The organism is Exiguobacterium sp. s56, assembly GCF_018618255.1.
Taxonomy (GTDB): domain Bacteria; phylum Bacillota; class Bacilli; order Exiguobacteriales; family Exiguobacteriaceae; genus Exiguobacterium; species Exiguobacterium chiriqhucha.
Map to the genome: position 1 here is coordinate 24,181 of NZ_JACSLR010000004.1, position 18,920 is coordinate 43,100.

Sequence of the window (18,920 nt, forward strand, 5' to 3'; positions counted from 1 at the left end):
TTTCGGTCTCCAATCTTTTTTGTTTTCATGTGCCCCGATTTGGGAACATGAATTTGTTATGATGTTGTGATTTCACCGTAATTGTATGAATATTCAGCATTATGCTATACTAAACGCACTTGTGTAAAAGAGAAAGGGTGACACGATGAGTGAAACTAAGAAAATTATGATTGGGCTACTGTTGGGGGTAGCCGTCGGTTTAGCATTAGCAGGATTACCGGGCAATATTTATGATATGGCCAATACGTATGTCCTCTCGCCAGTCGGAACCGTATTTTTGAACTTAATTAAAATGTTAGTCGTCCCGATCGTCTTCTTCTCGATCATTCTTGGTGTCATGGGTCTCGGTGACCCGAAAGAACTCGGTCGTGTCGGAACGAAATCATTGCTCTTCTTCTTGACGACGACGGCGCTCGCCATCGTCTTGGCGATGGGTGTCGCTTATGTCATCCAACCAGGAGAACGTGGAGATTTCCCGACGACGGGATTAGAGTTTGATGCGTCAGGTTCGGAAGAATCGTCGAATATCGTGCAGACGTTCGTCAACATGATTCCAACGAACCCGGTCCAAGCACTTGCCGAAGGCAATATGCTTCAAATTATCGTGTTTGCGGCACTCATCGGATTCGCGATGATCGCACTCGGTGAAAAAGCGCGCACATGGCGCCGATTCGTCAAACAAGGTGACCGCATCATGATGTACTTGATTCATTTGGTCATGAAACTTGCGCCGTACGGTGCGTTCGCTTTGATCGCCTCAGCCATCGGTGGCATTGGATTAGAGGCTGTCCAAGCGATGGCATGGTACATGTTTGCGGTCGTATTTACACTGGCACTACATTCAATTTTAATCTATGGGGGGGCAGTTGCCATCCTCGGGAAAATGAATCCCGTCTTCTTCTTTAAAAACTTCTATGAGGCGATGACGTTCGCATTCTCGACGTCTTCATCGAATGCGACACTCCCGGTGTCGATGGAAGTGGCTCAAACGAAACTCGGTGTCCCGCGCTCGATTTCGTCGTTCGTCCAACCGCTCGGTGCGACGGTCAACATGGACGGAACGGCCATCATGCAAGGGGTCGCAACGATTTTCATCGCGCAAGTGTTCAATGCTGATTTGACGATGACAGAGCTCTTGACGGTCGTCATCACAGCGGTACTCGCCTCAATCGGGACGGCGGGCGTACCAGGTGTCGGACTTGTCATGCTCGCGCTCGTCTTACAATCAGTCAACTTACCGGTCGAAGGGATTGCCCTGATCATCGGTGTCGACCGGATCCTCGATATGCTCCGGACGTCGGTCAACATTACAGGTGACGCCGCGTGTGCGGTCGTCGTCTCGAAACTCGAAGAGAAACATCTTCCTGCAGTCGACGAAGACTCGTGGGATGAAGTGGACGCAAAATAACCTAAAGGCTGACCCGGTTCATACCGGGCCAGCCTTTTCAAATGAAGTGAGGTTTTCATACATGGAATGGGAAGTTCTGCCGATTCCGCTGTTTGTCGTGGTCAGCATCATCTTAAACAGCATCATCGCCATCGCGGGCGTGTTGCCGAGCGCCTTTTTGACGGCGCTGAACGTTCAACTGTTAGGGTTCGGACCAGGGGTCGCCGTCTCCATCGTCGGTGAGGCCGTCGGCGCCGTGCTCAGCTTTATCCTGTATCGGCAGGCACTCCATCGCTACACGTCACCGGACGGAAATCGGCTGCGGCGTCTTCGTGAGGCCGAAGGGGTCGAGGCTTGGTTCCTTGTCCTCGGGCTCCGGTTGTTACCGTTCGTGCCGTCTGGTCTCGTCACGCTGTCGGCCGCCTTCAGCAGGATGTCGCTCCCCTCGTTCGCTGTAGCGAGCACGATTGGAAAAGTCCCGGCGCTCTTGATTGAGGCACTCGCCGTCACGGCCATCCTGACCGTAGCGAGCGGGTGGCAACTCGTTCTCGTCGCCGTTCTCGCCGTTTTATACGTCGTGTGGCGTTTGTCTCAGAGAAGCGGCGAGAAGATATGACAGAACGCTTCGACGAAGCGTTTGCCGTTCGATTTCTTACGCATCATCGACCAGTCGACGAGAATCGATTCATCGAAGTCGTTCAAGAACGCTTCGTGCAACTCTTGAATGGATGACGTCTCGAACTGGGCGATCGTCATCTCATGGTTCAAATACATGCTCCGAAAATCAAAGTTAGCCGTCCCGACGAGCGCAATCTTGCCATCGATGAGGACGGTTTTTGCGTGGATAAAATGACGATTGTATTTATAAATCCGGATGTTCCGTTTGAGCAATTGCTCAAAATAATACTCGGTCGCATGGAAACTGAACCATTCGTCTCCTTTTCCGGGGACGACGATTCGGACGTCGATGCCTCGCTTGCCGGCGACTTCTAACAGCGCGAGCATTTCGGGAGGCGGAATCAAGTAAGGGGTCGTCATCCAAATCGATTCTTTCGCCTGCATCAACAGAGCCATGAGCCCGTCTCGAATCGTCACATCTTTCCCTGGTGATGTGACGAGCAGTTGCGTCGCCCCGTTTTCTTGTTGCGGCTCATCGATAAAGTATTCCGGTAAGTGTTTGCTGTCGGCAAACAAGTCCCACGTCTCTTTGTCTTCCTCATGACCGGCATACAGCCAATTCTCGACGAACAGGCGCTGCAATTCCCGGACGAGCGGCCCTTCGAGACGCAGATGGGTATCGCGCCAAAATCCGAGCTTTTTATGTTTGCCCAAATATTCATCTCCGACGTTCAGGCCACCCGTGTAAGCGATTCGTCCATCGATGACGATCAACTTCTGATGATTGCGGAAGTTGGCATTAAAGACGAGGAGCGGGTGGACGACCGGGTCGAACGCCTCGACGTGGACACGGGACTCGCGGAGTGGTTCGAGAAACACTTCGCTAATCTCTTGACTGCCGAGGCCGTCATACAAGAAGCGGACGGTGACGTTCTCGTTGGATCGCTTGATGAGAGCGTCACGAATCTTGAGCGAGATTTCATCGGTCCGGAACAGATAATACTGGACGTGGATATGATGGGTCGCTTGCTCGATATCTTTAATCACTGCATCGAATTTTTCCTCGCCATTGACGAGTAGTTTCGTCGACGTGTGGCCGTCTGCGCCGGTCGCCCCGAGTTTTTCGAGCGTGCGCGTGAGCGGATAACAATCGGATACGTCATTGGACGTCTCGACGCGTTCCTCTTCAATCGCTTGGCGGAACATACGAATCTCGGTCGAAGTCCGTTTAATCCGACGGTGGCGTCGCGGTGTCCGTCCGAATAGTACCCAGGCGAGGGCGCCGAGGAACGGGATGAACAGGACGGCGAGTAGCCAAGCGAGCTTGGCCTGCGGTTGAACCTGGTCGAATAAAATATGCCAGCCGACGAGGAGCGGCGCCACGATCGCGAGACCAATCAGGAATGGGATCAATCCGTCCACGGAGTAGAGGACGAGGAGAAGGAGGAGGCCGAGTACAATCATGGTGAGGAGTTGCCAGACGCGTCGTTTCAACACGTACACCTTCTTTCTGTTCAGTTGTCATCACTGAATTCATTCCACCGTTTACACATTGTTAATCTAAAATTACGTTTCACGATATGGGCGAAGGGAATTATCGTAACTGTACGACACAACTTAAAAGGGGTGTTAGCGATGAAGAAGAAAGGTGCATTGGCCGCGTCGCTCTTGGCGACAGGCATCATTCTCGGGGCTTGCGGGGGAGCAGACGAAGAACCGATGAACAATGAAGATACAGAAATGCAAGAAGATATGGATGAAGAAGAAGACGATTAAAAAAACGGCCTAGAGCGGATGCTCTAGGCCTTCGTTGCGTCAAAGCGAATACGGGGACGGTTTGCCAAAGTAATAGCCTTGGGCGAGGTCGAATCCGAGTTCACGACAGACGTCGACTTCTTCGGCGCGTTCGATGCCTTCGGCCAGAATCGTGATGTCCATCGATTTGGTCAATTGACGTACATTTTTCAAGAATGTCCGTTTTTCGGCGTCTTGATCGCAAAACGAGATGTACGACCGGTCGATTTTGACATAGTCTGGTTCGAGGCGTTTCAACATATTGAGCGTCGAGAAGCCGGCCCCGACATCGTCGAGGGCGACTTTCATGCCGCGCTTCTTATATGTAGAGAACACGTGCTGCAAGTGGGCCACGTCTTGCACTTTCTCCGTCTCGACGACTTCAAAGATGAAACGGTCGGGACTAAGCCCGTATTGATCGATAATCTCGAACGTGTGTTGAAGACAATAGTCCGGGTTATAAATCGTCGACGGCAAGAAGTTGATGAACGTCTTTTCGTGCGGGGCGACGGCATGATAGGTCGCTTTAATCGCCTCGGCGCGAGCGCGCTGGTCAAGCTTGGAATGCAGGCCGAAACGGTTGGCCGCGCGGAACAGTTCTCCGGGAGAGACGTTATTGCGACTGCGGAGTAACGCTTCGTAACCGAATCGTTCACCGGTATCGAGATGGACGATTGGTTGCAGATGGCTCTCGAATTCACCGTGTTGAATGAGTTCGATCGTATCACGGTTGGCGATTTGTTCGAGTAGGTTACTCGCCGAGATGATTGCGGTTTGACGTTTCGTCACTTGATCGACGCAATAGACGTCCTCCTCGACGGTAGAGAGGTGTGCGCTTAATTCATCTAACGATTCATACGGATGGAACGTGTCGTTGACGACGACAAGGCCGCGCTCAAAGAACGGGATGTTCGTGGAGCAGGCGGTACAGGGAGACCACATGTACATTCCTCCTTTCCAAGAGATAAAGTTGGTTCTATTTAGTTTATCGGATAAAACTCACATAAAACTCACATGGTAGGACAAATAAATAAAAAAATCGTGCAAATTGCGGGTAGTTTTTGTATACTTCCTATCGTATGAATAAGAAGCGCCTCAAAACGCCACTCGCATACGAACAACTTTTTAATTAGAAAGGGGTTCTATCGATGGACCAAAAATTAAAATTATGGTTTACGGAGCACCAGACAGAAGATTACGGAATCACGTTCCGTGTAAACCACGTTTATGAGAGCGAACAAACGGAGTTTCAACGACTAGAAATGGTCGAAACGGACGAGTTCGGAACAATGTTGTTACTTGACGGAATGGTCATGACGACGGATAAGGACGAATTCGTCTATCACGAGATGGTGGCTCACGTCCCACTCTTTACGCACCCGAATCCGAAGCATGTGCTCGTAGTCGGCGGCGGAGACGGCGGCGTCATCCGTGAGATTATGAAACACCCATCAGTCGAAAAAGCAGTTCTCGTCGACATCGACGGGAAAGTCATTGAATATTCGAAGAAATACTTACCAAACATCGCAGGCGAACTCGACAACCCACGCGTTGAAGTCATCGTCGGCGACGGCTTCATGCATATCGCTGAGTCTGAGAACGAGTACGACGTCATCATGGTCGACTCGACAGAACCAGTCGGCCCAGCGGCCAACTTGTTCACGAAAGGATTCTACGCCGGAATCTCGAGAGCGCTCAAAGCCGATGGAATCTTCGTCGCGCAGACGGACAACCCATGGTTCACGCCAGAGCTCATCCAGACAGTCCAACGTGACGTGAAAGAAATCTTCCCGATCACGAAGCTCTACACTGCGAACGTACCGACGTACCCGAGCGGCATGTGGACGTTCACAATCGGTTCGAAGCAGTATGATCCGGAAGCAGTGGCTCCGGAGCGTTTCCATGACATCGAGACGAAGTACTACACGCCGAAGCTTCACAATGCGGCCTTCGTCCTGCCTAAATTCGTGGAGGACTTGACGAAATGATTAAACGTTTCGATGAAGCCTATTCAGGCAAAGTGTTCATCGCGAGCCTGCCAGAAGTCGCAGACGCGAAGACGGTCCTTTACGGGATGCCGATGGACTGGACGGTCAGTTTCCGTCCGGGTTCACGTTTCGGCCCGAACCGGATCCGTGAAGTCTCAATCGGGCTTGAAGAGTACAGCCCGTACTTGGATGGGGACTTGAGTGAAGCCGCCGTCTATGACGCCGGTGACATCCCGCTTCCGTTCGGGAACGCACAAAAGTCGCTCGACATGATCGAGTCATTCGTCAAGGACGTCATCCAAGCAGGCAAGTTCCCGCTCGGTATGGGTGGGGAACACCTCGTCACTTGGCCGGTCATCAAGGCGATGCACGATGCATACGGCGACGATTTCGTCATTCTTCACTTCGATGCGCACACGGACCTCCGTGACGAATACGAAGGCGAGCCGTTGTCGCACTCGACACCGCTCAAAAAAGCGGCCAACTTAATTGGGCCATCGAACTGTTACTCGTTCGGAATTCGTTCTGGGATGAAAGAAGAGTTCGACTGGGTCAAAGAAGTCGGCTATAACATGTATAAATATGAAGTGATCGAACCGCTCAAACGCGTGTTGCCGACGCTCGCCGGGAAGAAAGTGTACGTCACGATCGACATCGACGTCCTCGACCCATCGGCTGCACCGGGAACGGGAACGCAAGAGATCGGTGGCATCACGACGAAAGAATTGCTTGAAGCGGTCCACGCTATCGCGAACGCTGACGTCGACGTCATCGGGGCCGACCTCGTCGAAGTGTCACCGGCGTACGATCAGTCGGACATGACGGCCATCGCCGCCGCGAAGATTCTTCGCGAGATGATGATCGGGTTCGTGAAGTAACGATGCCGAAAAAAGGTCAGCTCGAGATGGAGCTGAGTGCTCGCATCACCCAATGGGAGAAAGAGTATCTCGGACGCGGTTCCTTGACGTGTAAAGCAGATTTGCTCCGCGACCTGGCGATCGTGACGCTCCAAGGCGTCTTGACCCCGGCCGAGTACGAACTGGCCGCCAAATCGGCCGGACGCGAGCAATTGAAGAAGTACCGCAACAACCTCGTCGAATCCGGTCGGCCTCAGCTCGAGGCCATCGTGCACGACGTACTCGGGCGGCGACTCGTCTCGCTCCATACGGACATCAGCACGAAGACAGGGGAACGCCTTATCGTCTTTCGCCTCGATGCGCCGTGGGAGAATGGGATTGACAAGCCGTGACGACGTTTTTACACTAGAAGCAGAGACGGTTCAGGATTGGTGGTGTCCGCGAGACATCCCCGTCGTCCTGACCCGGAGCTGACTAACTACACATCCGACAGTTGTCGGCTAGACGGAGCGAACGTGTTCGAGCCGTCGGCATGCAGCGCACACCTTTCTTTGGTGTGCGCTTTTGTCGTCTAGGAGGAAATGTATGGAACTATTGACGTTTTTATTGACGAGCGCCCCGGTGCTCCTATTCGTGACCGGTGTGATTGCCGCTCTCGGAAAATCGAATTTACGAATCCCGGAGTCGCTCAGCATCACGCTCAACTTGTACTTACTGCTCGCCATCGGGTTGAAAGGGGGAATCGGTCTCGCCTCGGTGTCGATGGACGAGTTGGCACTCCCACTGGCAGTGACGCTCGTCGTCGGCATCATCTTGCCGCTCGTCGCCTTTGGAATCGGCTCGCTACTCAAATTCACGTTCCCGGAACGGATCGCCATGGCGGCCACGTTCGGCTCGGTCTCGCTCGTGACATATGTCGCCGCGACGGCCCAGCTCGAACGTCTTGGTATCGTCTATGAACCGTTCATGACGACGCTCGTCGTCGTGCTCGAGATTCCGGGTCTCGTCGTCGCGCTGTTGCTCTACAATCAGAGCCGTGTCCTCGGGATTACGGCGGCCCCGACTCAATCGCTCACGGTCATCCGCGACAGTCTGCTTTCGAAGAGCATTCTGCTGTTGTTGGCCGGTCTCGTCGTCGGAATCGTCACACCGGATACATCGGCGCTCGAACCGTTTTTCATCGACTTGTTCCCGGGCGTCTTGCTCTTGTTCCTGCTCAGCCTGGGCGTCAAGGTCGGTCATCAGTTGAAGGCGGTGCCGTCCTATGGCCTCAAGTTTTTAGTCATTGGCATGACGTTTCCTCTCGTCGGGGCCGTCATCGGTTACATCGCGGCCGGGATGGCCGGACTGTCGGACGGGGGGACGATTCTCTTCATGACGCTCGCCGCGAGTGGGTCGTATATCGCCGCCCCGGCCATGCTCCAGGCGTCGGTACCAGAAGCGGAGCCGTCGTTTTATTTGACGCTCGCCCTCGCCGTCACGTTCCCGTTCAATCTGCTCGTCGGCATCCCGCTATTCATTTCAATCGTCACCTGAAAACAGGCCCGTTCTCACGAGGAGACCGGGCCTGTTTTTATTGATTCACTTTTTGTTCTTCCATACATTTTAACGCCGCCGTCCAACTGCCGAATAAGGCGTTGATGGTCGATGTGCTCGGCACATTTCGTCCTTCGGCCCATTTCCGATAATGGAGGATGCTGAAGTGAGACAACTCTTGTCTGGCGACCCGAAGCGCCTCGATAACATCTTCTTCATCCCATTTCCGCTTCGGTGGGGCGATATCGAGGACGAACAAGGCGTAGCTCCACGATCCGTACTTCCGCGCAATCGTCGCGACCGTTGGATAGCCGCGCTCTTGGGCCCAGATGGCGTAATGCTGGGATGTGAGACGCTCGAGTTCCTCTGACGCTTCAATCAACGCTTGAATAATCCGTTCTTCATTATTTTTCGCCGCGGTCGTCTGAAGTTTCGCTTCCCGGAGCGCGTTCGACCAAGAGCCGAACCGGCTGCTGATTAACGTGAGCGACGGGGAACGGGTCACTTTCGACCACTCCCGATACGTTTGGCTCGTGAAGAGCGAAAGTTCTTCGGCGGCTTGATTCAATGCCCGAAGGATATCTTCATCGGAATAGTAATGGAACGACATTTGAATTTGGGCGGCGACGAGTGCCTCGCGCCAAGACCCGAACTGGTGGATGACGGTGGAAAGGGACGGCACGTTTTTGGTTTGCGACCAAACACTGTACCGTTTCGAATCGAGCTCGGCATGTTCTTGAGCAGCTAACTGCAATGCTTGTACGATTTGAGGGCGTGTCCATTTTTTCATCTTGGTGTCTCTCCTTTGAAGGGAGACGCAGCGAGCGTCTCGGAAGGTCTCTTGGTGTGAATGAACAGCTTGTATTGGTTGGAAGAGTCAACGAGCTAGTCAAAAAGAATGCTTGAAATCGATTTTTACCTCCTTATGCTCTGTTTTGATGAGATGCAAAATAATGTAAACGATACCCAATTCGGGTTATGTATATTCCCATTTCCCGTTTGTCCGACAATTATTCATTATGTGAAAGAAATCATGATAATAATTTCGTGAACTCCTTTGTTGCCATCCGTGTCGTTCATGAGAAAAAGCTTGTTTTATCTTTAAATTTGTCGAGAAGAGTCGGGTAGTTTACTAGCATCGACGCATCTTTTGCGCATTCCAACCCACACCACGAACGAACAACTCAGACTCTTGGAGGTGCGAACTACCATGGCAACACTTGTGAACGTGTATCGGAAGAATCAACGGAATTTGCTGTTCTTATGTCTCGACATCTTGATCGTCTCATTTGTGCTCTATGCGACGTTTGAATTGCTGTTCTCGACGATTACGTCGTACGCGGCGCTCGAATCGAGCGAAATGTTGATGATGGTCGGTATCAAAATCATCAGTTTCAGTCTCGTCGGGACGGTGTTAAAAATCCATCGTATCGACTGGCGTTACGCTTCGGTCCATGAGATGAAACAAGTCGCTATCGCCTTACTGAGCAGTGACTTGGTGTTGTACGCCTACAACCAGTTCCACTTCGGGGCAGGGCTCGGCATGATCATCGCTGTCCAAGGGTTGCTCGCCTTCAACTTGATTTTGTTCACGCGATTCTTGGCCCGCAACCACGTATTCGATGTGTTCAAACCGCACTCCAATCATCCCGGACGAAAAGCGCTCATCATCGGGGCTGGTGATTCGGGCCAGTTGATTGTCCGTGAGTTGAAAGAACATCGGACGACCGTCCTCTGCGTAGTCGGTCTACTCGATGACAACCCACACCTACAGTCGCTTTACGTGCACGGTGTTCCAGTGCTCGGGGTGACGGACGATTTAGAGCGCATCATCCAAGAGCACGGGATTGAAGTCGTGATTTTGGCCATCCCAAGCCTGTCCTATGCGCGACGCCTTGCCTTGCTCAAACGGATTGAGAAGACGGGTGCTGAGTCCCATGCGTTACCGATGATCTCGGAGCTCGCGACCGGGAAGGTGTCCATCAGTGAAATCCGCGAAGTGAAAATCGAAGACTTGCTAGGCCGAGAACCGGTCCAGTTGGACATATCTGGAATTTCTAGTCATGTGGAAGGAGCGACGGTACTCGTCACAGGTGCCGGCGGATCCATCGGTTCGGAACTGTGCCGTCAGCTCATCAAATTCGCCCCGGCTGAAATGATTCTCCTCGGTCACGGCGAGAACAGTATTTACTTGATTGAACGAGAGCTGCGCGAACTCGGGACGGACACGGTGCTTTATCCCGTCATCGGTGATGTGCAGGATGAGGCCCGGCTTGAAGAAGTGTTCCGGATGTATAAACCGGACATCGTCTATCACGCCGCTGCCCACAAACACGTTCCACTCATGGAAGACAATCCGCTCGAAGCCGTTAAAAACAACATTTACGGGACGAAACATATGGTCGACGTCGCGGCCCGTCACAAAGTGAATCGCTTCATCATGATCTCGACGGACAAGGCGGTCAATCCGACGAACGTGATGGGTTCGACGAAACGAATCGCCGAAATGGTCGTCCAAGAGAAAGCTCGTTCCAGTGATACGATTTTTGCGGTCGTCCGCTTCGGTAACGTCCTCGGCAGCCGTGGCTCGGTCGTCCCGCTGTTTAAAGAACAAATTCTACGCGGAGGTCCGATCACCGTCACCGATCCCGAGATGACCCGTTACTTCATGACCATCCCGGAAGCGAGTCGTCTCGTCATTCAAGCGAGCGTCTTATCGCGAGGTGGTGAAGTGTTCGTGCTCGATATGGGTGCTCCGGTCAAAATCATCGATTTGGCGAAGAAAATGATCGAGTTGAGCGGTTTCACGACCGACCAGATTGGAATCGAGGTCACCGGGATTCGTCCTGGTGAGAAGTTATACGAAGAACTGCTGGACGAAAGTGAGCTCGGTCCGGAAGCGAACGTCTTCCCAAAAATCTTTGTCGGTCGGACCCGGCCGTTCAAGACCGTCTCCTCCGTCTTGCATTTGATTGAAACGTTCCGTGATGACCGTGACGCGTTGATGTATCTGTTGCTGTTCATCGCCAACAGCGACGACCTCGATCGAGACGTCGAACGGCTGTTCACACACGGGGTGAAACGGATGCGTCCTCATATCGCCGCATCACGTCTCGCCGATGGGAACTGAACGCCACTACGAGCGAGGAGGGGAGAACGATGGTCGATCAAACAGTGCTCATCGTCGGCGTCGCCAGCTTTCAAGGATTCCATCTGGCACGTCGACTGTTACAGGAAGGGTTTGACGTCGTCGGAATCGACGATGAAGGGCGGCACAAGACGAGAATTGCCAAACAACGTCTCTACGTCCTGACGCACCCGCAGTTTCAGTTGATTCGTACGACACTCGCGAACAAGACGGTCATGCGCAGCATCTTGAAGCGACATGAACCACGCCACATCATCTTATGTTCGACCCGTACCGTCGACGACCCGCTCGAACGATATGAGTTGATGAAGCGGTATATCGGGCTGCATACGACACGAGTCCCGCTCGAGTCGTTCATCACGTTCGACCTCCCGGTAAAGGAAGTGAGCGAAGAAGATCCTGCCATCCACTTATTCACGGAAGACGTCTTCGGACCTTGGGATGACGCCTCGACACTCGTGTCCAAAGCGATTGTCGCGGTCGACCGCGGCGTCCGTCTTTCCGGTTATTATGCGACGGACATCATCAACGTCTCCTATATCGATGACGTCGTCGAGTCGGTCGTTCGGCTATTGCGTTTGGTTCAAACGGGACTGTCGCCCGTCGGCTACTTTCAAATTCCAGCCTCGGACTACGTGACCGTTCAAACGTTACTGTCCGATATCGGGCACATCCTCAACAAATCAGCCAAGACGTCGTTGCCGATGCGCACATCCGTGCTCCGGCAGTCGAACATTCCGACGCTCGATACCTTAGTCGGTTTCAGCCCGAGTACATCGCTATTTGAAGGGCTCGAGCAAGTCGTCGACTGGTATATCTCGTATAAAAACATGATGAAGGAGGGCATCAAATGAACATCTTATTATCAAAGCCGCATATGTCCGGACGTGAGATGGCTTATATCGAAGAGGCGTTCGCAAGCAATTGGATTGCGCCGCTCGGCCCGAACGTCAATGCGTTTGAAGCGGAAGTGGCTGCATATGCGGACCATCCTCACGCCTTGGCGACAAGTTCGGGCACGGCCGCCCTCCATTTAGCGCTACTTACTCTCGGCGTCGGGACAAATGACACAGTCTTCTGTCAATCGCTCACGTTCGTGGCATCGGTCAACCCGATCCGTTATGTCGGGGCGATCCCGGTCTTTATCGATTCGGAAACGACGACGTGGAACATGTCGCCGGACGCGCTCCGGAAAGCGTTCGTCCAAGCGGCGACGAAAGGGAAACTTCCGAAAGCAGTCATCGTCGTGCATCTCTATGGCGTCGTCGCGAAAATAGGTGAGATTCGCCACATTTGCCGCGAGTATGGTGTCCCGTTGATTGAAGATGCGGCCGAATCACTAGGTTCGACATGGCACGGGCAGATGACGGGCACGATCGGCGACATCGGCTTCTATTCGTTCAACGGCAACAAAATCATCACGACCTCAGGCGGCGGCATGCTCATGGTGCCGAATGCGGAAACGAAACAGTTAGCGCTCAAGTTGGCCACGCAAGCCCGGGAAGACGCGCCGCATTATGAGCATGAACAAGTCGGTTACAACTATCGATTGAGCAATGTCTCGGCCGGCATTGGTCGGGGACAGCTCGAAGTGATTGAACAGCGCGTCCAAGCGAGACGTCGCGTCTTCGCCCGCTACGAGCGCATGTTCCGGCAACTTGGGATGACATATCAACAAGAGGTCCCATATTCACGGGCCAACCGTTGGCTCACGGCCATGCAATTGGACCAAACCGACTTGCATCGTGACACATTGATGCAGCGGCTCGCCACGGCCGGGATTGAATCGCGTCCCGTCTGGAAGCCGATGCACTTACAGCCCGTTTACCGCGATGCGGAATACGTGTCGGTCGACGGAGAAGACGTCAGTCGCCGACTCTTCGAAAACGGCATCTGTCTTCCGTCGGGATCTGATTTGACGCTCGGAGAACAACAGCAAGTCATCCAGACGGTACTCGATACACGTACAATCGTGACCGAACAAAGTGTCTGAGGAGGACGAACGATGAACCGGGAAGCAGAGATTATCCAGTCGCTTCGAGCCGCTGCATCTCTGACTCCGACCCTCACTGTCAAACAATATCAGCTCTGGAGCCGAGACCGAGACGTCCCGACGTTCCTCGACGTTCTCAATTTTTATGGGTCATGGACCGGCGCGTTAAAAGCGGCCGGGCTCGTCGAATCCCGCAAACAGTATACCCAACAAGAACTCATCGCTGCGCTTCGGCTCGCACTTGAACAGGAAGGGAGATTGACGAGCACCCACTATCAACAGTGGGCCAAAGGTCAAGTTGCCCCTTCCCTAGGTGATATTATTTCCCACTTCGGGTCTTGGAGTCTGGCCGTGAAAACGGTTGAGCGTTTAGAAGAACTCCATTTTACCGTCCAACCAGAACGTGAAAAAGCAGAAATCGTCCAATCGTTACTCGAAGCAAGCCGGGTCGTGGTCCCATTCAACGCCGTCACGTATCAGAAATGGGCCAAACAACATAAACGACCGAGTGTTGCCAAAATATCGCGGCGGTATGGCTCTTGGAAACGGGCACTCGCCGAGTTGGAGCTTCGTGAGTCGTGTGATGGAAAGAAGTGAACATGGAGGAGGAATCGCGATGAACGGAGCATTTGTCATCTCGTTAGATTTCGAATTGAACTGGGGCACGTTTGACGGCACGACGATCGAGGCGTATGGCGAGAATCTACTCGGGGTACGGCAAGTCGTTCCAAGCCTGCTCGACTTGTTCGCCGCGCATCAGATTCATGTGACGTGGGCGACCGTCGGCTTCCTGTTCTATGAGACGAAAGCGGAACTGTTGAAAGACTTGCCGACGATTCAGCCGGCGTACCGTCATCCCGAATATTCTTCGTACAACTGGATGCAGCACGTCGGGGCGGACGAGGCGACCGATCCGTATCACTTCGGTAAGTCACTCGTCGATCAAATCATCGCTACCCCTGGCCAAACGATTGGAACTCATACGTATTGTCATCTCTCTTGTCTCGAGGAAGGTGTGACCATCGAGGCGTTCAAGGCCGACCTTGAGGCGGCGAAGCGTGTGGCGGCGCGGCGGGATGTCCCGATTCAAAGTATCGTCTATCCACGTAATCAATCGAGTCCGGCGCATTTCAAGGCAGCTCAAGAAGTCGGAATCGATGTCTATCGGGGCAATGAGACCCATTACATTTATCGGGCCGATGCGAGAGGGGATGAGGGGTTAGGCCGACGGGCCCTTCGACTGTTGGACGCCTACGTGAACTTGACCGGGCATCACACCGTCTCATGGGAATCCATTCGACAGTCGTCTCCGTATAACGTGCCTTCGAGCCGCTTCCTCCGTCCGTACGTGTCGGCGCTCCGCTTCCTCGACCGTCTCAAATTGCGTCGTATCAAGCGCAGCATGACGCATGCGGCCAAGACCGGACAAGTGTTCCATCTCTGGTGGCACCCGCATAACTTCGGGAAGCACTTATCGGAAAATATGGCGATGTTGAGCGAAATCGTCGCTCATTATGAGAAGCTCCACCAGACATACCAATTCGAAAGTTTATCGATGGAAGAAGTGGCTGACCGGTGCCGCCCGGTCGTCGTCTCGACGCAGGAGCGTCACGGATGAGCGTTGTTTTAGGAAAATGGAAGGAGGGAAACGCCATGGGCCGACCCATCGTGTTACTTGTCGGGGAACATCGCACATCCGCCTACGTCTATCAGGCGATTCGCAATCTAGGGGTGACCCATGTGATTCGAGAAGATGGTCCGAGCGAGCATCGACCCGAATCGCTCAACCATTGGCTGACACACGCTTATGTCCGGTCGATGGCGCCTCTCATGCGCGTATCCAGCCGGGCCCGGATTCGAGAATTGAAAGGTCGCTATCCGTTGAACGACGAGCCGATTCCGTTCCATCACATCCTGCGAGTCACTTCGTTAAACGATGCGAAGACGACGATGTGGCTCGATCGTCTCGACCCACAACTGATCGTCACCCATGAGACGGGACCGATTGACCCGAGTGTCCTCGCTCGATTCGATTGTCCGGTGCTGACGGTCAAACCGACGATCGCCGAAGGGCAGATTGAGGCATACTGGGCGTTTCGGGCCAAACCGGACGTCTGTGAGGCACGAATCGAACAGTGGACCGAGCGGGGCTGGTCTGTGGTCGACCGGGCCGTGCTCTATATCGGTGGGACGGATAACTTTGCCACGTACCCGTATTTACAGCTCACGACAGCGCTCCCGCTCCTGAGACGGCAAATCGAGTTGCTGTTAAAGGAAGATGTCTATGACCGCCGAACGGCGAAATAACGGCCAAAGCGCGATGCTTTGGCCGTTTAGCTTTGGGTGATGCAATAGTGTTGGATGGCGTCATTATAGTAGACGGCAAGTCCTGGGGCGTACCTGTCATAAAACGCGGTGAAACGCTCGTCCATGACGTACATCTGTCCGAGTCCGCTGAACATGTCGAGCGAGCAGTCATAGAACTGGTCGTTGATGAACATGTGGTTCGCCTGGACGGCCGCTTGGACACGTGGGTCTTCGACCGGGACACCGGCCGTGAACAAGTCGACGAGCGGTTTGACGAGATCGACTTGCTGTTGACTGAGAGCTTCCCAGTCTTCTTTCGAGCGCTTGTCGGCGCGCGTACGTGACGTCTTGTACGCCTCGCTCTCGCCCCAACGCTCCACGACCTCGGGTTCGTGTTTCGCTTCATGGGCTTTCAGTTCGTCAAACGACAGGCCGTTGAACAACGATTTGTCTTCCATTGAAATTCCTCCTCTCAGTGAGGTGAGCGTCGATTCCGCCGTCTCGGCGAGTGTCGCGAAATAGGCGGCCTTCGCGCGCAGGGCGGTCACCTGCTCCTCGAGGGCACGGGTCCGATCGAACGGTTCGGCTTCGAGCAACGCCTGAATCGTCTCGAGTGGAAAGTCGAGCGAGCGATATAGCAGAATCGACTGTAAACGCTCGGCGTCATGTGACGAGTAACGGCGATACCCGTTGGCGTCACGCTCGGCAACAAGCAGACCGACCGCATCATAGTGCCGTAGCGTCCGTGTGGTCGTGCCGGCGAGCGTGGCGAGCTGTTGAATCGTATACATGTCCTCACCTCCTTGGATTCAGCGTACACGTTGACGTCGCGTCAAGGTCAAGCCTCTTTTTCAAACAAAGAAAAACCATCCCGTTCGCCGATGTACCGGAAGCCGAAGCGGGGATAATAGGCGTTCAAAAAAGAGTTCGTGGCGACGCAGTCGAGGCGAATCCGGTCCGACGTTGCTGCGAGTGCATGACGCATCAGCTGTTCGCCGATTTGTTGGCCTTTCATTCGGTCGTCGACGACGAGCCGATGTAAATAGACGGCCCCCCGGGAATCGTCCCATAAATTCTCATCCCAAGCCGTCGGCGGAATCAAACTGACCGACCCGGTGATGGTTCCATTTGTTTCATATACATACACGGTCCCGTTCGTGACGTCATGAGTCACAAAATCGGTCCGGCTCGGTTCCAAATATTTCACCCATTGCGTTTTTCCGGCTGCCTGAAAAGCTTGGGCTTTCTGTAAAATTAGTTGATCGATTGCCGAAAGATCGGCCTGTGTGGCCAAACGAATCATATAAGTCGCCTCACTTTCATTTCATTTCAAATTCGTGTAGGGTACACGGTGAGTAAGCTGTTGAAACACTCTTTGTATTGATTTCGAATTTTTGTTAAGATAAACGTAGTGCATCGTGCAAACGATTGCGCTAATGCGATATAGAGAGAACAGCACTGATATTAGTATATAGGATGCGCAGTGAGTTTAGGGATAAGGGAGTATCATTGAGACATGCAACTTTTACAACGTGACCAACACACACAAACGAAAACACTGAAACGAAACTGGTGGAAAGAAGCCGTCGCTTATCAAATCTACCCGCGCAGCTTCTACGATGCGAACGGCGATGGAATCGGCGACATCCAAGGCATCATCGATAAGCTCGACTATTTGAAAGACCTCGGCGTCGACGTCATCTGGATTTGTCCGATGTATAAGTCGCCGAATGATGACAACGGCTATGACATTAGCGACTATCAGGACATCATGGACGAGTTCGGATCGATGGAAGATTTCGATCGACTGTTGACGGAAGTCCATGCACGCGGCATGAAGTTGTTGCTCGACCTCGTCGTCAACCATACGTCGGACGAGCACCCATGGTTCATCGAATCGAAGAGCTCGAAAGACAATCCGAAGCGTGACTGGTACATTTGGCGTGACGGCAAACCCGACGGCTCGAAACCGAACAACTGGGAGTCAATCTTTGGCGGGTCGGCCTGGGAGTTCGATGAGACGACGGAGCAATACTTCTTGCACGTCTTCTCGAAGAAACAACCGGACCTGAACTGGGAGAACGCCGAGATGCGCCAGACGATCTATAACATGATCAACTGGTGGCTCGACAAAGGCATCGACGGCTTCCGTGTCGATGCAATCAGCCACATCCGCAAACATCCATCGTTCGGCGATTTGCCGAACCCAGAAGGCCTCGACTTCGTGCCATCGTTCGAGATGCACATGAACGTCGATGGGATTCACGGTTATTTGGAAGAGCTTCGCGACGAGACGTTCAACAAGCACGACATCATGACGGTCGGGGAAGCGAACGGCGTGTCGCCTGACGACGCCCACCTTTGGGTCGGCGAGAAGGAAGGCAAGATGAACATGGTGTTCCAATTCGAACACATGGGTCTCTGGCGTGAAGACGCCGAGTCGAAGCTCGACGTCGTCCACTTGAAGAACGTCCTGACGAAATGGCAAAAAGGTCTCGAAGAAGACGGCTGGAACGCCCTCTATGTCGAGAACCACGATCAGACACGGACCGTGTCGTCATGGGGTGATGACGAGCGCTATTGGAAAGAGAGCGCGAAATCGATTGCGATGATGTATTTCCTCATGCAAGGGACGCCGTTCATCTATCAAGGCCAAGAGATCGGCATGACGAACGTGAAGTTCGACTCGATCGACCAGTACGACGATATCGCGACACGCAACCGCTATTACATCGGTCTCGAACATGGCAAGAGCCATGAGGAGATGATGGACATCACGTGGAACTCGTCACGTGATAACACGCGCACACCGATGCAGTGGAGCGATGCCCCGAACGCGGGCTTCACGTTCGCCGAGACGCCTTGGTTCGGCATCAACCCGAACTACACGGACATCAACGTCGACGCCCAGCTCGAAGACGACGACTCGATTCTCAACTTCTATAAAGAGATGATTCGTCTTCGCAAGCAAGACGAGACGTTCGTTTACGGGACGTATGACATCGTCTTGCCGGAGCACCCGGAGATTTACGCGTACACGCGCACGCTCGGTGACTCGCAATACCTCGTCATGACGAACTTGACGGGCAAAGAAGCCATCTTTGCGACGGAGCTCACGCTTCGCTCGGAAGACGTCGTCTTGCAAAACATGCCGCTCGAGCCGCATGATGAGACGACACTCGTCCACTTGAAGCCGTTCGAGGGGCGCGTCTATAAAATGAGTTAATCGAAGACAGGGACATTCCCTGTCTTTTTTTTTGCGTACAGGGAAATGACGAGAGAGCACGAATTC

At 53.4% G+C, this 18,920-nt stretch carries 19 protein-coding genes; 14 read left to right on the forward strand and 5 right to left on the reverse strand.

All coding sequences use genetic code 11. The features are described from left to right. The first annotated feature begins 145 nt into the window (after positions 1-145). A complete protein-coding gene (locus tag KNP71_RS05475) occupies positions 146-1,408 on the forward strand; it encodes a dicarboxylate/amino acid:cation symporter (RefSeq protein WP_214830264.1) in 1,263 nt (420 codons plus the stop codon). 61 nt (positions 1,409-1,469) lie between these two features. Beyond that, complete coding sequence (locus tag KNP71_RS05480; RefSeq protein ID WP_214830265.1) at positions 1,470-2,003, forward strand: TVP38/TMEM64 family protein; 534 nt, start codon at positions 1,470-1,472, stop codon at positions 2,001-2,003. On the opposite strand, the gene cls is transcribed toward KNP71_RS05480, so the two are convergent. Then, positions 1,979-3,502, reverse strand: coding sequence for a cardiolipin synthase (gene cls / locus KNP71_RS05485; RefSeq protein ID WP_241764564.1), 1,524 nt, complete (start codon positions 3,500-3,502; stop codon positions 1,979-1,981). The two genes, KNP71_RS05480 and cls, sit on opposite strands and share 25 nt — an antisense overlap. A 138-nt stretch (positions 3,503-3,640) precedes the next feature. On the opposite strand from cls, the gene KNP71_RS05490 reads away from it, so the two are divergent. Next, the gene (locus KNP71_RS05490; protein ID WP_021066065.1) at positions 3,641-3,781 is read left to right on the forward strand and encodes a hypothetical protein; all 141 of its coding nucleotides are present in this window, start codon (positions 3,641-3,643) and stop codon (positions 3,779-3,781) included. A gap of 39 nt (positions 3,782-3,820) precedes the next feature. Here the strand turns inward: KNP71_RS05490 and KNP71_RS05495 are convergent, their stop codons facing one another. Further along, positions 3,821-4,741, reverse strand: coding sequence for an EAL domain-containing protein (locus tag KNP71_RS05495; RefSeq protein ID WP_029594636.1), 921 nt, complete (start codon positions 4,739-4,741; stop codon positions 3,821-3,823). Positions 4,742-4,947: 206 nt separating this feature from the next. On the opposite strand from KNP71_RS05495, the gene speE reads away from it, so the two are divergent. The 4 genes from speE (at position 4,948) to KNP71_RS05515 (ending at position 8,180) form a co-directional block, all read left to right on the forward strand. Next, positions 4,948-5,787 carry a polyamine aminopropyltransferase gene (speE, locus tag KNP71_RS05500; RefSeq protein ID WP_029594637.1) on the forward strand — a complete coding sequence of 280 codons (840 nt, stop codon included), beginning with the start codon at positions 4,948-4,950 and terminating at the stop codon, positions 5,785-5,787. Next, on the forward strand, positions 5,784-6,665 hold the full coding sequence (gene speB, locus KNP71_RS05505) for an agmatinase (RefSeq protein ID WP_021066068.1): 882 nt from the start codon (positions 5,784-5,786) through the stop codon (positions 6,663-6,665). The genes speE and speB overlap by 4 nt, the downstream gene beginning before the upstream one ends. A 2-nt stretch (positions 6,666-6,667) precedes the next feature. Further along, positions 6,668-7,036, forward strand: a complete 369-nt coding sequence (locus KNP71_RS05510) for a Na-translocating system protein MpsC family protein (protein ID WP_021066069.1) — start codon at positions 6,668-6,670, stop codon at positions 7,034-7,036. Between the two features lie 193 nt (positions 7,037-7,229). Beyond that, positions 7,230-8,180: a sodium-dependent bicarbonate transport family permease gene (locus KNP71_RS05515; protein WP_029594638.1), complete on the forward strand. Its 951-nt coding sequence runs from the start codon at positions 7,230-7,232 to the stop codon at positions 8,178-8,180. Between the two features lie 37 nt (positions 8,181-8,217). Here KNP71_RS05515 and KNP71_RS05520 read toward each other — a convergent pair whose 3' ends face one another. Then, positions 8,218-8,970 carry a homing endonuclease associated repeat-containing protein gene (locus KNP71_RS05520; RefSeq protein ID WP_021066071.1) on the reverse strand — a complete coding sequence of 251 codons (753 nt, stop codon included), beginning with the start codon at positions 8,968-8,970 and terminating at the stop codon, positions 8,218-8,220. 420 nt (positions 8,971-9,390) lie between these two features. Between KNP71_RS05520 and KNP71_RS05525 the strand changes: the two genes are divergently transcribed. The 6 genes from KNP71_RS05525 to KNP71_RS05550 are packed head-to-tail and all read left to right on the forward strand — an operon-like array spanning position 9,391 to position 15,628. Further along, positions 9,391-11,310, forward strand: coding sequence for a polysaccharide biosynthesis protein (locus KNP71_RS05525; protein WP_131471483.1), 1,920 nt, complete (start codon positions 9,391-9,393; stop codon positions 11,308-11,310). 29 nt (positions 11,311-11,339) lie between these two features. Further along, positions 11,340-12,182, forward strand: a complete 843-nt coding sequence (locus tag KNP71_RS05530; protein ID WP_029594640.1) for an NAD-dependent epimerase/dehydratase family protein — start codon at positions 11,340-11,342, stop codon at positions 12,180-12,182. Next, complete coding sequence (locus KNP71_RS05535; protein WP_214830267.1) at positions 12,179-13,321, forward strand: DegT/DnrJ/EryC1/StrS family aminotransferase; 1,143 nt, start codon at positions 12,179-12,181, stop codon at positions 13,319-13,321. The genes KNP71_RS05530 and KNP71_RS05535 overlap by 4 nt, the downstream gene beginning before the upstream one ends. Positions 13,322-13,333: 12 nt before the next feature. After that, complete coding sequence (locus KNP71_RS05540; protein ID WP_021066075.1) at positions 13,334-13,918, forward strand: hypothetical protein; 585 nt, start codon at positions 13,334-13,336, stop codon at positions 13,916-13,918. A gap of 19 nt (positions 13,919-13,937) precedes the next feature. Then, on the forward strand, positions 13,938-14,939 hold the full coding sequence (locus KNP71_RS05545) for a polysaccharide deacetylase family protein (RefSeq protein ID WP_035385634.1): 1,002 nt from the start codon (positions 13,938-13,940) through the stop codon (positions 14,937-14,939). Positions 14,940-14,974: 35 nt separating this feature from the next. Continuing rightward, the gene (locus KNP71_RS05550) at positions 14,975-15,628 is read left to right on the forward strand and encodes a hypothetical protein (protein WP_029594643.1); all 654 of its coding nucleotides are present in this window, start codon (positions 14,975-14,977) and stop codon (positions 15,626-15,628) included. 26 nt (positions 15,629-15,654) lie between these two features. Here KNP71_RS05550 and KNP71_RS05555 read toward each other — a convergent pair whose 3' ends face one another. Together KNP71_RS05555 and KNP71_RS05560 are read right to left on the reverse strand one after the other, a co-directional pair. Continuing rightward, positions 15,655-16,419: a MerR family transcriptional regulator gene (locus KNP71_RS05555; RefSeq protein WP_029594644.1), complete on the reverse strand. Its 765-nt coding sequence runs from the start codon at positions 16,417-16,419 to the stop codon at positions 15,655-15,657. A gap of 47 nt (positions 16,420-16,466) precedes the next feature. Continuing rightward, the gene (locus tag KNP71_RS05560; protein WP_029594645.1) at positions 16,467-16,931 is read right to left on the reverse strand and encodes a GNAT family N-acetyltransferase; all 465 of its coding nucleotides are present in this window, start codon (positions 16,929-16,931) and stop codon (positions 16,467-16,469) included. A 213-nt stretch (positions 16,932-17,144) separates the two neighbouring features. On the opposite strand from KNP71_RS05560, the gene KNP71_RS05565 reads away from it, so the two are divergent. Continuing rightward, positions 17,145-18,854 carry a glycoside hydrolase family 13 protein gene (locus KNP71_RS05565; RefSeq protein WP_285800917.1) on the forward strand — a complete coding sequence of 570 codons (1,710 nt, stop codon included), beginning with the start codon at positions 17,145-17,147 and terminating at the stop codon, positions 18,852-18,854. The last annotated feature ends 66 nt before the right edge of the window (positions 18,855-18,920 follow it).

Coding starts and splice junctions, on each gene's coding strand:
- KNP71_RS05475 (WP_214830264.1), top strand. CDS start 146: ATGAGTGAAACTAAGAAAATTATGATTGGGCTACTGTTGGGGGTAGCC.
- KNP71_RS05480 (WP_214830265.1), top strand. CDS start 1,470: ATGGAATGGGAAGTTCTGCCGATTCCGCTGTTTGTCGTGGTCAGCATC.
- KNP71_RS05490 (WP_021066065.1), top strand. CDS start 3,641: ATGAAGAAGAAAGGTGCATTGGCCGCGTCGCTCTTGGCGACAGGCATC.
- KNP71_RS05495 (WP_029594636.1), bottom strand. CDS start 4,741: ATGTGGTCTCCCTGTACCGCCTGCTCCACGAACATCCCGTTCTTTGAG.
- speE (WP_029594637.1), top strand. CDS start 4,948: ATGGACCAAAAATTAAAATTATGGTTTACGGAGCACCAGACAGAAGAT.
- speB (WP_021066068.1), top strand. CDS start 5,784: ATGATTAAACGTTTCGATGAAGCCTATTCAGGCAAAGTGTTCATCGCG.
- KNP71_RS05510 (WP_021066069.1), top strand. CDS start 6,668: ATGCCGAAAAAAGGTCAGCTCGAGATGGAGCTGAGTGCTCGCATCACC.
- KNP71_RS05515 (WP_029594638.1), top strand. CDS start 7,230: ATGGAACTATTGACGTTTTTATTGACGAGCGCCCCGGTGCTCCTATTC.
- KNP71_RS05520 (WP_021066071.1), bottom strand. CDS start 8,970: ATGAAAAAATGGACACGCCCTCAAATCGTACAAGCATTGCAGTTAGCT.
- KNP71_RS05525 (WP_131471483.1), top strand. CDS start 9,391: ATGGCAACACTTGTGAACGTGTATCGGAAGAATCAACGGAATTTGCTG.
- KNP71_RS05530 (WP_029594640.1), top strand. CDS start 11,340: ATGGTCGATCAAACAGTGCTCATCGTCGGCGTCGCCAGCTTTCAAGGA.
- KNP71_RS05535 (WP_214830267.1), top strand. CDS start 12,179: ATGAACATCTTATTATCAAAGCCGCATATGTCCGGACGTGAGATGGCT.
- KNP71_RS05540 (WP_021066075.1), top strand. CDS start 13,334: ATGAACCGGGAAGCAGAGATTATCCAGTCGCTTCGAGCCGCTGCATCT.
- KNP71_RS05545 (WP_035385634.1), top strand. CDS start 13,938: ATGAACGGAGCATTTGTCATCTCGTTAGATTTCGAATTGAACTGGGGC.
- KNP71_RS05550 (WP_029594643.1), top strand. CDS start 14,975: ATGGGCCGACCCATCGTGTTACTTGTCGGGGAACATCGCACATCCGCC.
- KNP71_RS05555 (WP_029594644.1), bottom strand. CDS start 16,419: ATGTATACGATTCAACAGCTCGCCACGCTCGCCGGCACGACCACACGG.
- KNP71_RS05560 (WP_029594645.1), bottom strand. CDS start 16,931: ATGATTCGTTTGGCCACACAGGCCGATCTTTCGGCAATCGATCAACTA.
- KNP71_RS05565 (WP_285800917.1), top strand. CDS start 17,145: ATGCAACTTTTACAACGTGACCAACACACACAAACGAAAACACTGAAA.